This is a genomic window from Ruegeria sp. N10 (assembly GCF_056531545.1).
The window spans coordinates 1-20,528 of sequence record NZ_JBQFLY010000007.1 but is presented as its reverse complement, the minus strand read 5'-3'; the positions used below and the strand labels follow the sequence as shown (position 1 = coordinate 20,528).

Here is a 20,528-nt window from a genome sequence, read left to right as displayed (position 1 = left end):
CTGATTGCTATGACACAGTTTGCACACCGCATCGCCTTTTGGTTTCTTGCCCCGTTTCTGGCGCTTGTTCTGGTTCCTCTTGAGCTTTCTGCAGCGAACCGGGATCGGATCGAGGCCTTTCTGACCACAACCGGGTTTGACGTGGCTCTTGAAAGCATCGCCCTGAGTTCACGGTCCGCGCCGCAGATGTTGGGTGTTGACCCAGAGGGGTTCGGCTCGGACTGGACCCGTTTGACGGACGAGGTTTTTGAAGTCGATGCAATGCACGACACCGCTGTTTCCATTCTGGAGCAGACCCTAAGCGACGAGGCCCTGGCACACGCTGTCGAGTTTTACGCGTCTGATCTGGGGCAACGTCTGGTCGAGGCCGAGAATGCCTCACACATGCAAGAAGACGATGACGTCAAGCAATTGGCAGGTCAAAGGATTATCTCTGACCTGATCAAGAGCGGGTCGAAACGGGTCGAAAGTTTTAAACGCATGAACAACGCGATTGATTCCACAGGCACCGCACTGCGTGCCTTGCAGGAAATTCAGGTGCGTTTCCTTCTGGCGGCCAGCGCGTCGGGGGTCATCGAGCTGCAGTTGGGCGGGGATGAACTGCGCGAATTGATGAAGCAAAATGAACCGGCAATGCGCCAGTCGCTGCAACTGTCTAATCTGGCCGGTGCGGCTTACACCTATCAAGGTTTTTCCGACGCTGATGTGGATACATATGTTGACGCGCTGGAACAGCCGCTGATGCAGGAAGTCTACGAGCTGTTGAACGCCATCCAATATGAGATCATGGCCATGAGGTTCGAGGTTCTTGCCGCACGGATGGCCGAATTGCACCCGGCACAGGACATATGATGCAGCGCGTAGTTCTGGCATTTGTGGTCGCTCTGAGTTGGGCCCTGCCGCTGTATGCCGATGGAAAAGTCGACCGACTGGCAAAAGCCATGCGTCTGACGCAGGTGATGGAAATCCTTGTTCACGAGGGGCAGGGCCATCGCGAGACTCTTGATGATACCTTTTTGGACAACAAGGGCGGCGCTTATTTCGAGGCGCAGGTCAATCGTATCTACGATCCCCTTTGGATGCGGAAACATCTGACGGACGCCTTCGTGGCGGGCATGTCCGATGTTCAGCTTGATCAGGCCATCTTGTTTTTTGAAAGCGATCTTGGCCAGACCATCGTAACACTGGAAAACTCGGCCCGGCGCGCCCTGTCGGATCAGGCAATCGAAGACATGGCCCGAGAAGCCTACAAATCCGCAGAACGCAGCACCGCTCAGTTTGCTTTGGTCAAGGAATATATCGAGGCAAATGACCTGATCGAAAAGAATGTTCAGGGGGCATTGACGTCTGACTACAGCTTCTTTCAGGGACTTGATATTGATGCGCGGACCGATGATCAGGAACTGCTGGCAGAGCTTTTGTTGCAGAAAGACAGCCGGGCCGAGGACACCGAAGAGTGGCTTTTCTCGTTTCTTCTTATGGCCTACCGCCCGTTGGACGAGGCTCAGATGCGCGAAAATATCGCGTTTTCCAGAACCGAGACGGGACAGGCCCTGAATGACGCCGTGTTTGACGGCTTTGATCGCATGTTCAATGATATTTCCTATCGCCTGGGGCAGGCGGTTGCACAGGCGCTGAGGGCGTCCGATCTTTGACACCGCTTTGGTGTTGACTTTTACCTGTAATCTATGGATAAGCGCGCATCCCGGCCGGTTTTCCGCGCCGGGTATCGTTATTATTTGGCCCTCATGACGTTGTCAGGGGCCATTCACACAGCCCGAAAAGGGCGCGCTGTTCGAGGTGGCTTTCAAGTTTCTTGGGGCCAAAACACCCAACCGGGGACCACAGAACGCGGGTTAGAAAAGGAAAGACGCATGTTTGCGGTCCTCAAGACTGGCGGCAAGCAGTACAAGGTTCAGGCGGGCGATATCCTCCGCGTTGAAAAACTGGCTGCCGACGCAGGTGAAAAAGTTCAATTCAACGATGTTCTGATGCTGGGCGGTGACGCTCCGGTTGTTGGCGCACCTTTCGTTGCAGGCGCAGGCGTTCAGGCCGAAGTGATCGAACAGATCAAAGGTGACAAGGTCATCAAGTTCGTCAAACGCCGTCGTAAGCACAGCTCGAAGCGTACCGTTGGCCACCGTCAGAAACTGACACTGGTCAAAATCACCGACATTCTGGCGTCGGGCGCCGACAAATCGGGCATCAAAGCTGCAACCGGTTCCGCTCCGGCTGGCGAGGCGGCACCCGCTGCAAAGCCTGCCAAGAAAGCCGAAGCCAAGGCTGAAGCACCCGCTGCTGCCGTTGCTGACGATCTGACCCAACTGAACGGTGTCGGCCCTGCCGCCGCCAAGAAGCTGGTTGAGGCCGGTATCGAGAGCTTTGCCGCTCTGGCCGCCTTGTCGGATGAGCAGATTGCTGCTATCGAAACGGTCAAAGTGAAACCCGAATGGGTTGAGCAAGCCAAAGAATTGGCTAAAGGCTAAGGAGAGAGAGAATGGCACATAAAAAAGCTGGCGGTTCCTCCCGTAACGGTCGCGACTCAGCTGGTCGTCGCCTTGGCGTAAAACTGTATGGTGGCCAGGCCGCTATCGCAGGCAACATCATCGTGCGTCAGCGCGGCACCAAGTTCTGGCCGGGCGAAGGCGTAGGCATTGGCAAAGATCACACCATCTTTGCAACTGTCGATGGCGCCGTGAAGTTCCACAAGGGACTTAAAAACCGCACCTTTATTTCGGTCCTGCCAGTGGCGGAGGCCGCAGAGTAAGCCGAGACCCAGAAGGTTTAAGAAAAATTCATGGGGGACCGGCACAAAGTGCCGGTCCCCTTTCTCGTTTTAACGCAGTCGTGACCGAAAGAACCGATGACAGTCGCAACCACCAGTTTCCTGATCTTTGCCGCCTCTCAGGTCGGTACGCCGGGGCCGGCCAACATGGTCCTGCTGGGAACGGGTGCGCGCTATGGGTTTCGTGCCGCATTACCTTTTGTGGCCGGTGTCGTGCTTGGTAAGCAGCTGATTATCTGGCCCGTGGGCTTTGGTTTGCTGCAACTGGCGGAACAGGTTCCGACGGCCTTTGCGGCGCTGAAATATGCTTCGGCTGCATATATTTGCTGGCTGGCGTGGAAGATCGCGAATTTGCGACTGTCGCGCGAAACTGCGGTTGGTGATGTTCCGGGATTCTGGGCGGGGTTGATCGTGCATCCGCTGAATCCAAAAGCCTGGGCCATGATTGTTGCAGGTTTTACGGGCTTTGTCACGGCGGGGACGTCCAGCTTTGACGCAACGCTCACGATCGCTCTTAGTTTGTTGATCTGCCAGATTTTTTTGCACCCGATCTGGACTTTTGCGGGGGATAGAATCGCGCATGCGGTTGAAGGTCGCCCGGCGGAAAAATATCTGATGTGGACGTTGGCGGGTCTTACGGTCGCGTCCGTACTATTCGTGTTGTTCGGAGGAGGAACACACCAATGAAGCTTGAGACAATAATAAATCAGCCGGTCATTGAAACCGAGCGGTTCGACCTGCGCCCCCTGCGCCGGTCGGATATGGGCCTTATCGAGCATTACGCAGGTGATGAGCGCGTGGCGCGGATGACCACCAGTATTGCACATCCACTGGCCCCCGGTTCGATCGAAGCCTTTGTGACCCGTTCGATGGCTGACAACCGGGACGAGGACGTCTGGGTCATGGATGCCACCAAGGACGGTGGCCCGGAACTGATCGGTGTGATTTCGCTGAAACGGCTTGATCGGAATCAGTCTGAAGTCGGCTATTGGGTCGCGCCGATCTATTGGAACACGGGCATTGCCTCGATGGCTGTGGAAGCGCTTGTTAACGCCAACCCGCTGGAAAACGCGACGATGTTTGCCAGTGTGTTTCAGGATAATCCGGCCTCGGCCCGGGTCCTGACCCATTGCGGGTTCCAGTATCTGGGCGATGCGGAAAGCTATTCGGTGGCGCGCGATGCGAATGTGCCCACCTGGACATACAGTAAAAAACTCTGACTTGTGGCCGATGGGGCCTTTGCAGTAGGGGACACACATGAAATTTCTCGATCTCGCAAAGGTCTACATCCGGTCCGGGGCCGGCGGTAGCGGCTGCGTCAGCTTCAGACGCGAAAAGTTTATCGAATACGGCGGCCCCGATGGCGGGGACGGCGGCAAAGGCGGGTCTGTCTGGGCCGAAGTTGTGGATGGGCTGAACACCCTGATCGACTTCCGCTATCAGCAACACTTCTTCGCCAAAAACGGGCAACCGGGCCGGGGGCAGCAACGCACCGGCAAGGATGGGGACGATATCGTTCTGCGTGTTCCGGTTGGCACTGAAATCCTGGACGAAGACGAAGAAACCGTCATCTGCGACCTGACCGAAGTCGGGCAACGCGTTCTGCTGGCCAAGGGCGGCAATGGCGGCTTTGGCAACCTGCATTTCAAGTCCGCCACCAATCAGGCCCCGCGCCGCGCCAATTCGGGGCAGGCGGGGATTGACCGCACAATCTGGCTGCGGCTCAAGCTGATCGCCGATGTGGGTCTTTTGGGTATGCCGAATGCAGGCAAGTCGACCTTTCTGGCGGCCACGTCGAATGCGCGGCCCAAGATTGCCGACTATCCGTTTACCACGCTGCACCCCAATCTTGGCGTTGTCGGCGTGGACAACGTCGAATTTGTTGTGGCCGATATCCCGGGCCTGATCGAAGGCGCTCATGAAGGCCGTGGCATTGGTGACCGTTTTCTGGGTCACGTGGAACGCTGTGCCGTGTTGTTGCATCTGGTCGATGGCACCTCAGAGACGGTCGCCGATGATTACCGCACGATCATTCACGAGTTGGAAGCCTATGGCGGCGAGCTGGCTGAAAAGCCCCGGATCACTGTTCTGAACAAGATCGACGCGCTGGATGACGAAGAACGTGCCCTTGCCGTCGCAGAGCTTGAGGAGGCCGTGGGCGGCCCCGTCATGACGATGTCCGGTGTGGCGCATCTGGGTGTAACCGAAGTTCTGCGGGCGCTGCGCAGCCAGATTGACGACAACCGTGTGCGTCAGAAACCCGCTGAGGAGGTACAGCCTTGGCAACCCTGACCTCGGCACGCCGTCTGGTGGTAAAAATCGGGTCGGCTTTGCTGGTTGATCGCGACACTGGCCTGCTGCGGTCTGACTGGCTGCTGTCGTTGGCGCAGGATGTTTCCTGGCTCAAGGGGCAGGGGAAAGATGTAATCCTTGTTTCGTCCGGTTCGATTGCACTGGGTCGCGGCGTTCTGGGCCTGCCGATGGCGGCACTGCCCTTGGAACAGTCACAGGCTGCTGCTGCGGTTGGGCAAATCCGGCTTGCACGCGCTTATGAAGAAGCGTTGGCACCCCATGGGATCACCACGGCGCAGGTTCTGGTGACGCTTGAAGACAGCGAAGATCGCCGCAGGTATCTGAACTCACGCGCAACCTTGGAAACTTTGCTTGGGTTGGGCGTCGTTCCGATCGTCAATGAAAACGACACGGTCGCAACGGACGAAATCCGGTATGGCGACAATGACCGCCTTGCCGCGCAAATCGCCGTGACAGTAGGCGCCGACCAACTGATTCTGCTGTCGGATGTGGATGGTTTCTATTCCGGTAATCCAAAAGAAGATTCCTCGGCGACGCGCTTCGAGACAATCGACAGGATCACACCTGAGATTGAAGCTATGGCTGGTGATGCGGGATCGGGCCTGTCCAAAGGCGGGATGAAGACAAAGCTGTTGGCGGCCAAGATGGCAACCGCTGGTGGTTGCGCCATGGCAATTACTGAAGGGTCGGTTCTGAACCCTCTGAAAACGCTCGAAAACGGTGCCAATTCCACATGGTTTACTGCGACATTGGATCCACATGCAGCCCGCAAACGCTGGATTTCGGCAATGAAACCTCGGGGTGAGATCACAGTGGACGAGGGGGCGGCCAAGGCACTGGCCAATGGCAAAAGCCTGCTACCTGCCGGGATTGTGGAAGTGACCGGAGATTTCGGTCGTGGCGATCCTGTCGCCATCCTTGATCTGGAGTCCCGTCGTCTGGCTCAGGGGATCAGCCGGTATACGGCGCAGGAAGCCGATGCGATCAAGGGGCGTAAGTCTTCTGAGATTGAATCGACGCTGGGCTATCCAGGCCGCGCAGCCCTCATCCACCGGGACGACCTGGCCCTTTAACTTTCAATAAGATGATCTGAAAGGCACGCGATATGAAAGACTTCGACAGCATTCCTGCTCTGATGGAAGATCTTGGGAAACGTGCCAAAGCCGCTTCGCGTGAACTGGCTTTCGCAACAGCTGAACGAAAGCACGCAGCGCTGATTGCAGCCGCAGATGCGGTTTGGGCCAATCGGGCACGGATCATCGAAGCCAATCAAAAAGATCTGGAATTCGGCCGCGACAAGGGTCTGAGCCCCGCAATGATGGATCGCCTGATGCTTGATGAGGCGCGTATTCAGGGCATGGTCGACGGGCTGAGAACCGTCGCAGATCAGGCCGACCCGGTGGGTGAGGTTCTGTCAGAATGGAATATGCCCACGGGCCTTAACATCCAACGCGTCCGGACACCGTTAGGGGTTATTGGCGTGATCTACGAAAGCCGACCCAACGTGACTGCGGATGCCGGGGCGCTGTGTCTGAAATCGGGCAATGCGGTAATCCTGCGCGGCGGATCCGAGAGCTTTCATTCCTCAGCCGCGATCCATGCCTGTCTGGTCGAAGGGCTGAAGGCCGCGAACCTGCCCGAAGACGCCATCCAACTGGTGCCCACACGCGACCGCGCTGCAGTGCAGGAGTTGCTGACGCTGACCGACTATGTCGACGTCATCGTTCCACGCGGTGGCAAGGGACTGGTGGGCCTTGTACAACGAGAAGCCCGTGTGCCGGTCTTTGCTCATCTCGAAGGCATCGTGCACATTTATGTCGACAAGGCTGCTGATCCGCAGAAAACGCTGGAAGTGGTACTGAATGCCAAGACCCGCCGCACTGGTATTTGCGGAGCCGCTGAATGCTTGCTGGTTCATCAGGATGTCGCCGACACACTGGGGCGTGACGTCGTTGCGGCACTGGTCCAGTCAGGTGTCGAGGTTCACGCCGACGGTGTTCTCGCTGGAGAGAGTACAGTTGCTGCTACGGCGGATGACTGGGGAAAAGAGTTCCTCGACAGCGTGATCGCGGCGAAGCCCGTTGCCGATATCGACGCTGCGATTGCTCATATTCAGCAATACGGCTCAAACCACACTGATTGCATCATGACCGAGGATGACGCAGCAGCAGCCCGTTTCTTTGAGCGTCTCGACAGCGCAATCCTGATGCATAATGCCTCGACCCAGTTTGCGGATGGCGGTGAATTTGGCATGGGGGCAGAAATCGGAATCGCGACGGGCAAGATGCACGCGCGCGGGCCGGTCGGGGCGGCGCAATTGACCAGTTTCAAATATCTCGTACGCGGGAACGGAACGATCCGGGCTTAAAACCGAAGTGACACGCGGGTTGCCGAGGTTTCAACGGCAATCCGCCGACCCATCGCAGCCGCCGTTTTAGGCAGCAACGCGAATTGAACGTGCGCGGGCGTGATTTTGGTGGGAAAACGACCTGTCACGACGTTCTTCCAAAGATCACCATCGACATTCAACCTGTCTGCAACCCCGGTCACGATCCAATTGTTGCCCTGATTAACGATCTCGACCGCGCCGCCAAGCGGCATGGCGCTTTCACAGCACATAAGCGCCAGAAAGGCCAGTTTGACCTGATTACGGGGCACTGGCCCGGTCAGGTTCCAATTGACCCGTATCCGCCCCGCACGCTCGATATCTTTCAGCAGTTCGGCTACTTCGGCCCGACCAAGCGGGTGATCACTGCTCGAGCCAAAGGCAACACGGAAAAAGCGAATACGTGCCCCGGCACTTCCGACGCTGCCCGAGATCAGCTCCATCTCGGGCCCCTGTACGGAGCCCACCATATCCAACAGCTCAAGCCCGTTGGTGATCGCCCCGATCGGGCTGATCAGATCATGGCAAATCCGCGAACCGATCAATTCGGCCAGGTTGACGTTGCTCTCGCCCATGCGTACCTCCGACTGTATCTGCCGCACGTCCCGGAGGCCCCTATGACAGACATGAATGCTATACTTGCACCGGGCATGTTTGTCCGCCACCCGGATTTTCCCGAATGGGGCGTCGGACAGGTTCAGTCCAACATTGCAGGCAAGATCACCGTGAACTTTCGCGAGCAGGGGAAAGTGGTGATCGACGGTACGCGCATCGCCCTGATGCCGGTCTTTGATCCGTGAAAGTGGTTTAGGAAAGGTTAACAGCGCTGACCGAAGCGGGGCTTGTTGCCTTTGGCTGAAAAACTGCGGTATCAGCAGCCAAAAGAACACGGATCACCCCATATGCCGGATACTGGCCCTTCTTTCACTGTAAAACTGGCCGAGACCGAAGCCGACCTGCAAGCAGCTCAACGCCTGCGCTATGACGTCTTCGTGCGTGAGTTGGGGGGCGGCGGAGAGATGGTCGATCACGATGCTGGCCTCGAGAAAGACCGTTTCGACCCGTATTTCGATCATATGTTGGCCTATGATGATCACACCGGCGAAATCATTGGCGTCTACAGGATGTTACCGGGCGAACGTGCTGCGGAACTGGGGCAATTCTATTCCGAAGACGAGTATGACCTGACCGTTCTCAAGAACAGCGGGCGCAAACTGCTGGAGTTGGGACGGTCGTGCCTGCACCCCGACTACCGTGGGGGTACGGCAATGTACCACCTGTGGAACGGTTTGGCCGCTTATGTAGCGGAACGTGACATTGAGGTGCTGTTCGGCGTTGCGAGTTTTCACGGAACAGACGTGACCACATTGGCGCAGCCCTTGTCGATGCTTCACCACAACCATCTGGCTCCGCCAGAGTTGCGCGTACGGGCGCAGCCCGATGTTTTTCAGTCGATGGACCTAGTGAAACCAGAGGCTTTGGACCGCCGCGCCGCCATGGTTCAGGTGCCAGCATTGATCAAAGCCTACCTGCGCTTGGGTGGTTTCGTGGGCGAGGGCGCCTTTATCGACCACACCTTCAACACAACGGATGTTTGCCTGATCCTCGACACGACGCGCATGAATGAACGGCAGCGTCGAATTTATGGCGGGGCGTGACGCTGTGAACGACCCGCTCTGGAATAGTGAAGACGCGCCCGATCCGATCGAGCTGGGCGTTACCGGATGGGTTCTGGTCATTCTGCGCGGAGTCCCGCTGGCGGCCCTTGTCTTTGGTGGCCTGATCATCCTTCTGGCCGTTCGTCTGATCGAGTATCCGATTTTCGGCGTCCGGCGACCTGTGACGCCGTTCATCACGCAGTTTGTCTGCCGCAACGCGTTTCGAATTCTTGGCATCGGGTTCCGCACATCAGGCGCGCTGATGAAAGAGAGGGGGGCGGTGGTGGCAAACCACACGTCCTGGCTGGATATCTTTGCTCTGAACGCGCGCAAGCGGGTCTATTTTGTCTCCAAGGCAGAAGTTGCCAAATGGCCCGGTATCGGCTGGCTGGCCCGTGCGACCGGGACACTGTTTATCGAACGGGATCGCAAGAAAGCCAAGGAACAAACCAAGCTGTTTGAAACCCGCCTGAAAGTGGGTCACAAACTGTTGTTTTTCCCCGAAGGCACCTCAACCGACGGGCTTCGCATTTTACCTTTCAAAACAACGCTTTTCGCCGCGTTCTTTGCAGATGAGTTGCGTGATTTCATGTATATCCAACCCGTTTCTGTGGTGTTTCACGCGCCCATAGGCCAGCCAAAACGCTTTTATGGCTGGTGGGGGGATATGGAGTTCGGACCGCATTTGCTGAAGACCCTTGGCGCACGTCGGCAAGGAACGGTTGAACTAATCTATCATGCGCCAGCGCGGGTCAGCGACTTTGAAAACCGAAAGGCTCTGGCCGCCCATTGTGAAGACGCCGTCAGGCATGCGCACGCATTGGCGCAGCTTGAAAAATAGGGGCGATTGGCCCTTGCGTAGCGCGCAAACCTGCCTTATACGCGCGCCATTCAAACCCGCAGGCGGGGTTTGGCCTTTTTGAGGGAGACATCCTCATCAAGACCGCCGGTTGGAGCGTCCGCTTCTTTCACCCCCGCCCAGGCGTAAACCGGAAAAGGAAAATTGCATGGCTCTTCCCGAGTTCACCATGCGTCAGCTGCTGGAAGCTGGCGTTCACTTTGGTCACCAGACACAGCGTTGGAACCCCCGCATGGGCCCGTTCATCTACGGCTCGCGCAATGGTATCCACATCATGGACCTGACCCAGACCGTTCCGATGCTGGATCAGGCTCTGCAGGCTGTTCGTGACACCGTCGCAAAAGGTGGCCGCATTCTGTTCGTTGGTACCAAGCGCCAGGCCGCTGGCCCGATCGCTGAAGCGGCCGAAAAGTCGGCTCAGTACTACATGAACCACCGTTGGCTGGGCGGCACGCTGACCAACTGGAAAACCGTTTCCCAGTCGATCAACCGTCTGAACCAGATCGACGAAGCCATGGAATCGGGCGCAGAAGGCCTGACCAAGAAAGAGCGTCTGGGCATGGAACGTGACCAGGGCAAACTTCAGGCGTCGCTAGGTGGTATCCGCGAAATGGGCGGCGTTCCGGACCTGCTGTTCGTCATCGACGTCAAGAAAGAAGCATTGGCCATCGCAGAAGCCAACAAACTGGGTATTCCGGTTGTGGCTGTTGTCGACACCAACTGCTCGCCCGACGGCGTTGACTACATCATCCCCGGCAACGACGACGCAGCACGCGCAATCGCTCTGTACTGCGATCTGGTCGCACGCGCCGCTCTGGACGGCATGACCGCACAGATGGGCGCAGCAGGCGTAGACCTAGGCGCATTCGAAGAAGCTCCGGTTGAAGAAGCTCTTGCGGAAGAAGCCGCAGAAGCCCCTGCCGAAGCGTAAGCTGCCCGTCACGTAAATGACATATGGGGCAGGGTATGACCTGCCCCAATTCCGTTTGAATTGAGGAGAGCCAAAAGATGGCAATCACAGCAGCAATGGTTAAAGAACTGCGCGACTCGACCGGCGCAGGCATGATGGACGCAAAAAAAGCGCTGACCGAAACCGGCGGCAACATGGACGACGCCGTTGACTGGCTGCGTACCAAAGGCTTGGCCAAAGCAGCCAAAAAATCTGGTCGTACCGCGGCAGAGGGTCTGGTTGCTGTTCACGTTAGCGGTGGCAACGGTGTTGCTGTCGAAGTGAATTCGGAAACCGATTTCGTTGCTAAAAACGCTGAGTTCCAGGAAATGGTCGGCAAGATCGCAAACGCTGCTGAAGGTGTGGACAACATCGAAGCACTGCTGGCTGCTGATCTGGGCGGCAAAAGCGTTGCCGACACTCTGACCGACAAGATCGCCACCATCGGCGAAAACATGTCGGTGCGCCGCATGGCCAAGCTGTCGGGCGACACTGTTGTGTCTTATGTGCACAACGCTGCGACCAACGGCATGGGCAAAATCGGTGTGCTGGTTGCACTGTCGGGTGGTGATGAGGCTATCGGCAAGCAGGTTGCGATGCACATCGCCGCTGTGAACCCGGCTGCCCTATCTGAGGCCGACATGGACCCGGCAATTGTCGAGAAGGAAAAGCAGGTTCAGATGGACATCGCCCGCGAATCCGGCAAGCCGGAGCAGGTGATCGAGAAGATGATCGAAGGCCGCATGAAGAAATTCGTCGCCGAATCGACATTGCTGAGCCAGCAATTCGTTGTGAACCCTGATCTGACCGTTGAAGCCGCTGCAAAAGAAGCAGGCGCAACCATCACCGGCTTCGTTCGCTTGGAAGTTGGCGAAGGCATCGTTGTGGAAAAAGAAGACTTCGCTGCCGAAGTCGCAAAAGCCGCTCAGGGCTAAAGAATGGCTCCGACTGGGGCCTTGCTGAACAAAATGAAAGGGTTACGCATTGCGTAGCCCTTTTTTGTTAGTGGTACATCATAGAATTGGCAAAGAAGTGAAGGATTGGAGGGCCCCGCATGATGGGGATGGTCGAGGCCCCCCAAAATTCCGACACAGGTACGCGGACGAATAGGCGCCCCCTTGTCAGAGTGATTGGAGAGCTTTGAAATCGCAAAGATCCAATCGAATGTTCCCTGGCTAAAGCCACCACTCACGGAACACTCTCACTTTGCAACTTTTAGGTTAGATTTGAAAAGTAGTGATTTCCTTACCTAGGGTAAACTGACGCTGGATGGCGTCACAAAAACACTCCTAAACTTCCATAATGAACATCTGATTATGCAAAGATGCCTTTAAAACAGCCTGAGCCGTCGTTTCGACCGACAACGCCTCACGGGCGAGTCGAAGATGCTTTTCGACAGTTGCCGCTGTCAGGCCCATCAGCAGGGCTATGTCCTGCGTGGTTTTGCCGTCACCGACCCATTGCAACGCCTCGCGCTGACGCTTTGTCAGGGCCCGGTTCGGAGGGTTGAAAGGCAAGGTCAGGATCTTCAGATGCGCAACGTTGTTCATCAAAAGAATATCTTCGCCGTGCTCCTGCCAGATTGCGTCAATGTCTTCCTGGCTCATCCCTTCCTTGGCGGACAAGGAAATCGCCCCTTTGGAGCGCACCGAGACTGAGTTGAAGCTGATGGTGTAACCAGAAACAACACCCATGGACTTGTTGAACTCGAAAACTTCGCGCTCTTTATCGGTCATCGACCCGCGAGAGTGCATGTCCAGCAACATTCTCCAGCTGGCGGCGCCTTCATTGTCCAGCGCCCATTTCAACATGGGGGCGTGAAAATACAAACCGTCCTTGATGAAACCGTCCACATAGGCGCGGTTATGATTGGTCAGGATGACAAAATCCTCTGGATCGCCCAATGAGGTTGCCGTCCTGTATTGCGTATGGCCGTAGATTAAACGATCAAGCCCGTATTCCGCCATTTGTCGGCAATGCGCATCCCACAGGTCTTCCAGGGTTTTGGCATAGCTGACAAATCGCAGATATTCCCTGAGGGTCATGCCGTATCACCTGCTTTCAGATGGGCGGCCAGTGCGTCCAGTGCAAGAACATAACCTTGGGCGCCAAATCCACAGATCTGCCCCAGAGCGACAGGCGCGATATAGGACTTGTGCCGGAATGCTTCCCTTGCATGGATGTTGGACAGGTGAACCTCGACAACCGGCAGTTCAACTGACGCGATGGCATCCATCAACGCAACCGACGTGTGTGTGAACGCCCCCGCATTGATCACAAGGCCATCCTGCGCACCGCGTGCGCCATGGATCGCATCAATTAACACACCCTCATGGTTGGATTGCAGATGCGAGACTTCAAGGCCAATGGACGCACCATGGCGCAGGCAATCTTCCTCGATCATCTTCAGAGTGGTGCTGCCGTAAACCTCGGGCTGCCGTGTGCCAAGCAGGTTGAGGTTTGGGCCATTCAATACCAAAACGTTGTGCATGTCTTCACGATCCCCATTAATGGTACATAGACGCCTTGAGGTTGGGTTGTCTACCTGCCTTTGCCGGATCGAGTACAGTCGAAAAACCGGTGTGCGAAGCGGGCCGCCATTTTATTCCCGGCCTTAACTTACCGACATCGTGACAACGATTTTTCCCAGAACGGATCGTTGCGACAATTGTTCAAGCGCCTCGTGCGCGCAGGCAAGCGGGAACCGGGCGCTAATTCGGGGTTTGATTTTCCCGGCTCTGTACAGATCGAACAGGTTCTTGACGTTGTCAGCATGGCCGATTGGATCGTGGAATACTGACGCGCCCCAAAACACACCAACGATCTGACATCCTTTCAAAAGGGCCAGATTCAAGGGAATCCGCGGAATGCCCGCTGGGAAACCGACGACAAGGTAACGACCGTTCCAAGCCATGCTGCGCAGGGACGGTTCGGCCAGCGCACCCCCAACGGCGTCGTAGACGACGTCAACGCCATCAGAACCTGCGAGTTTCTTAACTTCGGTTGAGAAGGCTTTTTGCGCATCCTTGTCCATGTCGCGCGGGTAAATCACCACGTCATCGGCACCAATCTGGCTACAGAATTCGGCCTTTTCAGGTGATGAAACGGCCGCGATCACCCTGGCACCCATGGCTTTGCCCAGTTCAATGGCGGCTGACCCCACACCTCCGGCGGCACCCAGTACCAACAGGGTTTCACCGGGTTGAATCTCCGCCCGATCCTTCAACGCGTGGTAGGACGTGCCGTAGGTGAAAATGAAACAGGCGGCATCTTCATAGGGCATCGCATCAGGAATTCGGATTGCAGTGTCCGCCTTGAGTGTGACATGGGTCGAAAACCCACCATGCCCGGTTAGGGCCAAAACACGGTCGCCTGGCTTAAGTCCATTGACGCCTTCGCCCACAGCCAGAACTTCACCCGCAATTTCACCGCCCGGAGCAAAAGGCCGTGGCGGCTTCATCTGGTACAGATCGCGGATAATCAACGTGTCCGGAAAATTCACGCCCGCTGCTTTCACACCGATCAAAAGCTGACCTTTGCCCGGTTTCGGGTCGGGTAGGGTCGTAAGCTCCAGGGTTTCGGGACCGCCCGGTGCGACGCTGAGTAATGCTTGCATACCGCCTCTGATCTGCCTGTACTTTGTGTCGAGGAAGTTTTGGTGCAGCATGGTTTTTTGTCAACGCTACGGTCCAACGCCTGCCGCAACGGCAAGAGGAACGCAATATGTATCACGATGAACTGGTGCCAAAGAAACTGAGGAGCACAAAATGACCCCCGACACCTTCTTTTCGCTTCACGGCAAAACCGCTTTGGTAACAGGTGGAGCGACAGGTATTGGCCGCATGGCAGCCGAGGCGCTGGTACGGGCCGGCGCGCGCGTGCTCATTGCCTCAAGAAAAGGAGACGCCTGTGCCGAGGTCGCCGCAGAACTGAACGCGCTGGACGTGCCGGGCAGCGCCGAAGGTTTTGCCGGTGACATTGGCAGCGCAGCCGGTATAGGCAAGCTGGTCTCAGACATTCAGGAGCGTACGGAAAAACTGGACATCCTGATGAACAACTCGGGGGTGTCCTGGGGTGCCCCTTTGGGGCAGTTTCCCTACGATGCATGGGAAAAGGTCATGTCTGTCAACGTGACAGGGGTATTCGAACTAACCCAGCGGCTTTTGCCAATGCTAATGAAATCAGCCACCGCCGAAGACCCGGCGCGCGTTGTCAATGTGGGGTCAGTCATGGGTGAAGTCCCTATGGGCGATGGGGCCTACAGCTATTCGGCCTCAAAGGCTGCTGTTTTGCACCTGACCAGGGTCTTGGCCAAGGAACTTTCACCGCACCACATCACAGTGAACGCGCTGGCGCCGGGGCCGTTTGTGTCGCGCATGACTGCCTTTGCGACAGCCGATGAGGATACCAGAGAACGGGTTGGCAAGTCTGTACCTCTGGGTCGCGTCGGACGGGACGAGGATATTGCAGGCTGTATGTTGTTCCTGTGCGGTCGCGGCGGCAGCTATGTGACAGGCGCAGTGATCCCGGTTTCGGGTGGGATCAACGTTGTGACCGCCGGAAACATCTTTGCCGAGGCCCTGTGACGGGAAGACAGCCAATGAAAACCGAGACTAATCTGGATCTGGCAGCCGTAGATACGTATCTGAAAGCGCATCTTTCCGGCTACAACGGGCCATTGGAGGCGAGGAAATTTGACGTAGGGCAATCCAACCCGACGTTTGAGTTACGCACGCCGGAGAAAGCCTATGTGCTGCGCCGAAAACCCGCCGGAATATTGCTGAAATCGGCACATGCCGTTGATCGCGAATTTCGGGTTCAAAGCGCCCTTGCCGGAAGCGAGGTTCCGGTGCCCAAGATGTATCTGCTGTGTGAAGACGACAGCGTCATCGGCTCGGCCTTTTATGTGATGGAGCGTTTGCAGGGCAGGGTGTTTCCAGACCCAACCCTGCCCAAAGAAAGCAACGAAACTCGCGCCGCCATCATTGACGAGATGAACAGGGTTCTTGCCCAGCTGCATATGATGGATATCGATGCCGTTGGCCTGTCTGACTATGGGCCGGTTGGCAACTATTACGAGCGTCAGATCGCTCGCTGGACCAGGCAATACCGCGCGTCCGAAACCTCGGCCATTGCGGAAATGGATGCACTGGCCACTGCGCTCGAAACCTCGGTACCGGCCGATGACGGGCAGCGCACGCTGGTGCACGGGGATTACCGCATCGACAACCTGATGTTCGCGCCAAACCGGGCGGATTGTATCGGGGTGCTGGATTGGGAACTGTCAACGATCGGTCACCCTTATTCGGATCTTGCCGCAGTAATCATGCAATGGCAGTTGCCGCCGGGAAAACAGGGCCGGGGGCTGGCAGGTGTGGATCGAAATAGTCTGGGCCTGCCCAGCGATGAGGCATTCATTGCCCAATACTGCAAACGTCGAGGCCTGGATGGCATAGACAATTTCGGCTTTTATCTGGGCTTCAATTTCTTTCGTATGGCGGGCATTCTACAGGGTGTCTACAAACGCGCGCTGGATGGGAATGCGTCAGACCCCGACCGCGCAAAGGCTTTTGGCGCATATGTTCCTATATTCGCCCAGCACGGCCTGAAAGCTCTTGAGTCCACATTAGAGTGACGACCTATCAAGCTGTTTTTATGTCACTATCTTGCCTTGAAAGCTCAACTTCAAGGTTTGGCAGACTGTTCTTTCCAAAAAACAATTCGGCCCCGGTGAACATGCTGGGAACCCCAAACACGCCACGCCGAACCGACGATTTAGTTTTCTCTTTCAGTTTCAGTTTAACGTCGGGACTTGTCATGGCTTCGCGAATTTTGCGAACGGGCAAGTCGTTTTCGTTCAGAATATCCGTTAGGACACCGATCTCGTCCGCCTTCTGACCATGTACCCAAATAGCATCAAAAATCGCGTTTATATATTTGACTTCCCAAGGTTTTCCATTAGAAAAACACGCGCCTCGCATGGCAAGTTTGGTATTGATCGGAAAATGCGGGCTCATATGAAAGCTCAGCCCACGACGGCGGGCAAACCTATGCAGATCATGCGTCAAATAGGCCGTTTTCTGGCGGTTTTCGGAATATGCCTGAAACGGGCTTTGGTTATGCGTCGCTTTGAACACCGCAGGCAACAGGACAGGAACATAAGTAATGCTTACGTCATAGCGCTCGGCAAGATCGGGGAGCATTTTATGGGCGAGAAACGCGTTCGGGCTGCAAAAATCGTAAATAAAATCTATGGTCCGCGTCATAGGGTTCCTCCGTTTCGGTCCCTTGAAATCTTGTTCATTGAACTTCAGGCGAATCTGCGTCGAAATCAGTCTAACATTTCATTGTGAGGCACGCTGAGGAAGTCTGATCACGAATTTCTCTGCAACACGCAGCTTTTTGCTGTTATTTCAGGTCACAAGCTTAAACAGTCACTGCTTAACACCGAACGGAAATATCTAAATGTCCCACAGGCAATCCATGTTTGATCAAACCCGGCTGGATCGGCTTAGCCATTGGATGGAGAGCTATGTTGAGCAGCGCAAATATGCCGGATCATCCTTTTTGCTGCGCCACAAAGGGGACGAAGCCTTTTTTCATGCCAGTGGTGTCAGCAGTCTGGAGACTGGCCGGCCATTCCAACGCGACACGCTGGTGCGCATTTATTCCATGACCAAACCGGTCACATCAGTCGCGTTGATGACATTGGTCGAACGTGGACTTGTTCACCTGAACGCGCCTGTTTCTGAATTTCTACCTGAATTCAAAGATATGCACGCGCTGGTACCGGGGGCGGAGAGACTGGATCAGACCGAGGCTGCACCGTCTCCCACTCTGCATCAGTTACTGACGCATACCAGTGGGTTAAGCTATCCGTTCAACCCTGGGCTTTTACCCCATGCGATGGATGAACGAGACCTTATTTTCAAACCCAATCAGGGGCTTCTGGAACATATTGTGCGCGATCTGGCAGGGCTGCCACTGGCGTTTCAGCCCGGCACACGCTGGGAATACTCGGTCGGTATTGACGTGCTGGGTCGTGTGATCGAGGTGGTCTCGGGCCAGTCATTGGAGCAGTTCTTTCGAAGCGAAATCCTTGAGCCGCTGGACATGCGAGAAACAGGTTATTCCGTACCCGCTGGGGCAGGGGATCGTTTCGCATCGCTCTACACCCCATTGGCTGGCGACGCGATGGCGCTGAATTCCGCGGATCACGGCAGCGAAAGCCTGAGACTATTCGATTCCCACCTAGAATCCCCGTTCGAAAACACGACGACCTTTTCCGGCGGTGGCGGTCTGATCTCGACGATTGATGATTATGCAAAATTCGCGGACATGCTTCGAAACCGGGGGGCCGGGAACGGGTGCTGTATACTTGGTCCGAAAACAGTTGATTTCATGATGCGCAATCACCTTCCCGGCGACATTGCATCAATGGGTCCGCAGAGTTTTGCAGAGCAACCGATGGAAGGAATGGGCTTTGGGCTGGCCGGTGCGGTTGTTCTGAATCCCGGTCTGGTAAGGGTTCCCGGCTCTATCGGGGATTTCAGTTGGGGTGGAATGGCGTCGACCTATTTCTGGATTGACTGGCAGAATGACCTGACGGCGATTTTCTTTACCCAATTGTCCCCGTCAAGTTCGTACCCATCCCGTGCCGAACTCAAGGCGCTGGTTCATGCGGCCATGATTGAATGATTTCCCCTGTACTGATACCCGGTGCCGGACGACACAACTTGCGAGCAGACGATGACCGAAGCGGAACGTATCTTACTGGATCTTCTGGATATTGAACGGCTTGAGGTCGATCTGTTTCGCGGGACGGGGTCGGGCGGTGAAACGCCAACACGCATATTTGGCGGGCAGGTCATTGCGCAAGCGCTGGCTGCGGCATATCGAACTGTTGAAGAACGGTTGTGTCATTCGCTGCACGCCTATTTCATTCGCCCGGGCGATCCTGAGAAACCCGTTATTTATCAAGTTGATCGAGCGCGAGACGGAGGTTCTTTCACAACCCGCCGCGTGGTTGCAATTCAGCATGGAAAACAAATCCTGAACATGTCGGCGTCCTTTCATGTCCGGGACGAAGGCTGGGACCATCAGCATCCGATGCCCGTCGTGAACGCACCAAAAACGTACCCGTCCCGATCTGAATTGCGTAAAACATACGTTGAACGTGTTCCCGAAAGGTTGAGGGGCGAATTGCTGCGCGAACGCCCGATCGAGGTCCGGGAAGTCGATCATCTGGACCCATTCACACCGAAAGTCTCTGATGATCGAAACCAGACCTGGTTTCGTATGCCCGCTGCCGCTTCGGTCGATGCCAGAACGCAGCACTTACTGCTGGCTTATGCGTCTGACATGAACCTGATGTCCTCTGGATTGCGGCCTCACGGTCTGAGCTGGTTTAGCGGAGAGTTCAACGGCGCAAGTCTGGACCACGCGCTATGGTTTCACGCGCCGGTGAATTTTCAGAACTGGCATCTGTACGTGATGGATTCGCCGTGGACGGGGCAGGGACGCAGCTTTAACCGTGGATCGATCTATTCCGAGGACGGTTCACTTGTTGCATCTGTTGCACAGGAAGGATTGATGCGCAGAGTTCGCGCGCAACCTTAAGTGTTGTCTATAAATCTCTGATTTAACTTCTGCATTCCACTTAGCCACCGGTCATAGTCAGCCGCCTTGAACTGCAAATAGTCAGCGACTTGTGGATGAGGTAGAACTAAAAATTGTTGATTTCTAATAGCTTGTACGCAGGAGTCAGCCACATCGCTGGGCTCGAGCATTCCATCAATCGAAGCTACTGAGATTTCATGTCCTTCGGTCATTCTTGAACGCACAGCCTGCGGACACAGGACCGAGACTTTCAATCCTTCAGCGCCATATGTCAGCGAAAGCCATTCGGCAAATCCTACAGCGGCGTGTTTAGTAACCCCATACGGGGCTGCACCAGGTTGGTTCAGCAAACCTGCCGCAGACGCAGTTATCATAATATATCCGCCGCCGCGACGAACCATGCGTGGAACCAGATGGCGGGCAGTCCAAACATGGGACATTACATTGATCTTCCAGATCCGATCCCAATCTTCGTCCGCAACATCGAGACCACCAAGCGTCAGAATTCCGGCATTTGCGCAAAACAGGTCAATTGGACCGACAGTTTCTTCTACAAAATCAATGAGATTCTTGATCTGCGCTTCGCTGGAAACGTCGCAGGGATACGCCTGACCACCGGTTTGTTCCGCAACCAATTTAGCACCAGCGATATCGACATCCGAGCAAACAACACGTGCTCCTTCATGGGAAAACCGTTCTGCAAGACCACGACCAATGCCTTGGGCAGCGCCGGTGATAACGATAGTTTTGTTCTCAAGCTCCATGCGTATTCCGGGCAGGTTCGTTACAGTGTTTTCAAAGTGTTGGCTTGCGTTCCGTATTACAAGTCCTACTATTTTACCATAATACCAATTATACGTTATATGACTGTAGCCGCAAAGCTAAAATGTCACCCGTAAGCAAAGCAGAAGTGTCACTCTGCCCTCAAAACAAGAAGAGGACGAGCTGGCATGGGATGG

The 20,528-nt window shown here is 55.8% G+C and carries 24 protein-coding genes; 18 read left to right on the top strand and 6 right to left on the bottom strand.

Annotated elements, in window-relative coordinates; genetic code table 11:
* Window positions 1-9 precede the first annotated feature (9 nt).
* The 9 genes from ACR0JI_RS11185 (at window position 10) to ACR0JI_RS11145 (ending at window position 7,466) form a co-directional block, all read left to right on the top strand.
* Window positions 10-852, top strand: coding sequence for a DUF2059 domain-containing protein (locus tag ACR0JI_RS11185; RefSeq protein WP_480472724.1), 843 nt, complete (start codon window positions 10-12; stop codon window positions 850-852).
* A complete protein-coding gene (locus ACR0JI_RS11180; protein WP_480493175.1) occupies window positions 852-1,655 on the top strand; it encodes a DUF2059 domain-containing protein in 804 nt (267 codons plus the stop codon). Before ACR0JI_RS11185 ends, ACR0JI_RS11180 begins: the two co-directional genes overlap by 1 nt.
* A gap of 219 nt (window positions 1,656-1,874) precedes the next feature.
* Window positions 1,875-2,486, top strand: coding sequence for a 50S ribosomal protein L21 (locus tag ACR0JI_RS11175; protein WP_480493174.1), 612 nt, complete (start codon window positions 1,875-1,877; stop codon window positions 2,484-2,486).
* 11 nt (window positions 2,487-2,497) lie between these two features.
* Complete coding sequence (rpmA, locus tag ACR0JI_RS11170; protein WP_050602452.1) at window positions 2,498-2,767, top strand: 50S ribosomal protein L27; 270 nt, start codon at window positions 2,498-2,500, stop codon at window positions 2,765-2,767.
* 96 nt (window positions 2,768-2,863) lie between these two features.
* Window positions 2,864-3,472, top strand: coding sequence for a LysE family translocator (locus ACR0JI_RS11165; protein WP_480493173.1), 609 nt, complete (start codon window positions 2,864-2,866; stop codon window positions 3,470-3,472).
* Complete coding sequence (locus tag ACR0JI_RS11160; RefSeq protein WP_480472732.1) at window positions 3,469-4,005, top strand: GNAT family N-acetyltransferase; 537 nt, start codon at window positions 3,469-3,471, stop codon at window positions 4,003-4,005. The genes ACR0JI_RS11165 and ACR0JI_RS11160 overlap by 4 nt, the downstream gene beginning before the upstream one ends.
* 37 nt (window positions 4,006-4,042) lie before the next feature.
* Window positions 4,043-5,077, top strand: coding sequence for a GTPase ObgE (gene obgE, locus ACR0JI_RS11155; RefSeq protein ID WP_480493172.1), 1,035 nt, complete (start codon window positions 4,043-4,045; stop codon window positions 5,075-5,077).
* Window positions 5,065-6,171: a glutamate 5-kinase gene (gene proB / locus ACR0JI_RS11150; protein WP_480493171.1), complete on the top strand. Its 1,107-nt coding sequence runs from the start codon at window positions 5,065-5,067 to the stop codon at window positions 6,169-6,171. Before obgE ends, proB begins: the two co-directional genes overlap by 13 nt.
* Before the next feature lie 32 nt (window positions 6,172-6,203).
* Entirely contained in the window at window positions 6,204-7,466 is a 1,263-nt protein-coding gene (locus ACR0JI_RS11145) for a glutamate-5-semialdehyde dehydrogenase (RefSeq protein ID WP_480493170.1), read from the top strand.
* Here the strand turns inward: ACR0JI_RS11145 and ACR0JI_RS11140 are convergent.
* The gene (locus ACR0JI_RS11140) at window positions 7,463-8,059 is read right to left on the bottom strand and encodes a histidine phosphotransferase family protein (protein WP_480493169.1); all 597 of its coding nucleotides are present in this window, start codon (window positions 8,057-8,059) and stop codon (window positions 7,463-7,465) included. The genes ACR0JI_RS11145 and ACR0JI_RS11140 overlap by 4 nt on opposite strands.
* Before the next feature lie 42 nt (window positions 8,060-8,101).
* Between ACR0JI_RS11140 and ACR0JI_RS11135 the strand changes: the two genes are divergently transcribed.
* The 5 genes from ACR0JI_RS11135 to tsf all read left to right on the top strand — a co-directional run bounded on the left by ACR0JI_RS11135 (window position 8,102) and on the right by tsf (window position 11,885).
* Window positions 8,102-8,284, top strand: a complete 183-nt coding sequence (locus ACR0JI_RS11135; protein WP_050602459.1) for a DUF3553 domain-containing protein — start codon at window positions 8,102-8,104, stop codon at window positions 8,282-8,284.
* 102 nt (window positions 8,285-8,386) lie between these two features.
* Window positions 8,387-9,142 (top strand): L-ornithine N(alpha)-acyltransferase, encoded by a 756-nt coding sequence (gene olsB / locus ACR0JI_RS11130; protein WP_480472740.1) that lies wholly within the window; start codon window positions 8,387-8,389, stop codon window positions 9,140-9,142.
* Entirely contained in the window at window positions 9,108-9,983 is an 876-nt protein-coding gene (olsA, locus tag ACR0JI_RS11125; protein WP_480472742.1) for a lyso-ornithine lipid O-acyltransferase, read from the top strand. The genes olsB and olsA overlap by 35 nt, the downstream gene beginning before the upstream one ends.
* Window positions 9,984-10,149: 166 nt before the next feature.
* Entirely contained in the window at window positions 10,150-10,932 is a 783-nt protein-coding gene (gene rpsB, locus ACR0JI_RS11120) for a 30S ribosomal protein S2 (RefSeq protein WP_480472744.1), read from the top strand.
* 77 nt (window positions 10,933-11,009) lie between these two features.
* A complete protein-coding gene (tsf, locus tag ACR0JI_RS11115) occupies window positions 11,010-11,885 on the top strand; it encodes a translation elongation factor Ts (RefSeq protein WP_480472746.1) in 876 nt (291 codons plus the stop codon).
* Window positions 11,886-12,239: 354 nt separating this feature from the next.
* Here the strand turns inward: tsf and ACR0JI_RS11110 are convergent, their stop codons facing one another.
* The 3 genes from ACR0JI_RS11110 to ACR0JI_RS11100 all read right to left on the bottom strand — a co-directional run bounded on the left by ACR0JI_RS11110 (window position 12,240) and on the right by ACR0JI_RS11100 (window position 14,566).
* Complete coding sequence (locus tag ACR0JI_RS11110) at window positions 12,240-12,995, bottom strand: autoinducer binding domain-containing protein (protein ID WP_480493168.1); 756 nt, start codon at window positions 12,993-12,995, stop codon at window positions 12,240-12,242.
* Window positions 12,992-13,441: a type II 3-dehydroquinate dehydratase gene (aroQ, locus tag ACR0JI_RS11105; protein WP_480493167.1), complete on the bottom strand. Its 450-nt coding sequence runs from the start codon at window positions 13,439-13,441 to the stop codon at window positions 12,992-12,994. Before aroQ ends, ACR0JI_RS11110 begins: the two co-directional genes overlap by 4 nt.
* Before the next feature lie 123 nt (window positions 13,442-13,564).
* Window positions 13,565-14,566 (bottom strand): NADPH:quinone oxidoreductase family protein, encoded by a 1,002-nt coding sequence (locus ACR0JI_RS11100; RefSeq protein WP_480472752.1) that lies wholly within the window; start codon window positions 14,564-14,566, stop codon window positions 13,565-13,567.
* A 151-nt stretch (window positions 14,567-14,717) separates the two neighbouring features.
* On the opposite strand from ACR0JI_RS11100, the gene ACR0JI_RS11095 reads away from it, so the two are divergent.
* A complete protein-coding gene (locus ACR0JI_RS11095; RefSeq protein WP_480493166.1) occupies window positions 14,718-15,536 on the top strand; it encodes an SDR family NAD(P)-dependent oxidoreductase in 819 nt (272 codons plus the stop codon).
* A 14-nt stretch (window positions 15,537-15,550) separates the two neighbouring features.
* A complete protein-coding gene (locus ACR0JI_RS11090; RefSeq protein ID WP_480493165.1) occupies window positions 15,551-16,585 on the top strand; it encodes a phosphotransferase family protein in 1,035 nt (344 codons plus the stop codon).
* Window positions 16,586-16,592: 7 nt separating this feature from the next.
* On the opposite strand, the gene ACR0JI_RS11085 is transcribed toward ACR0JI_RS11090, so the two are convergent.
* Window positions 16,593-17,216: a DsbA family protein gene (locus ACR0JI_RS11085; protein WP_480493164.1), complete on the bottom strand. Its 624-nt coding sequence runs from the start codon at window positions 17,214-17,216 to the stop codon at window positions 16,593-16,595.
* 199 nt (window positions 17,217-17,415) lie between these two features.
* Here ACR0JI_RS11085 and ACR0JI_RS11080 point away from each other — a divergent pair, with 199 nt between their 5' ends.
* Complete coding sequence (locus tag ACR0JI_RS11080; protein WP_480493163.1) at window positions 17,416-18,648, top strand: serine hydrolase domain-containing protein; 1,233 nt, start codon at window positions 17,416-17,418, stop codon at window positions 18,646-18,648.
* 51 nt (window positions 18,649-18,699) lie between these two features.
* A complete protein-coding gene (locus ACR0JI_RS11075) occupies window positions 18,700-19,569 on the top strand; it encodes an acyl-CoA thioesterase (RefSeq protein WP_480476735.1) in 870 nt (289 codons plus the stop codon).
* Here the strand turns inward: ACR0JI_RS11075 and ACR0JI_RS11070 are convergent.
* Window positions 19,566-20,333, bottom strand: coding sequence for an SDR family oxidoreductase (locus tag ACR0JI_RS11070; protein WP_480472762.1), 768 nt, complete (start codon window positions 20,331-20,333; stop codon window positions 19,566-19,568). The genes ACR0JI_RS11075 and ACR0JI_RS11070 overlap by 4 nt on opposite strands.
* Window positions 20,334-20,528 lie beyond the last annotated feature (195 nt).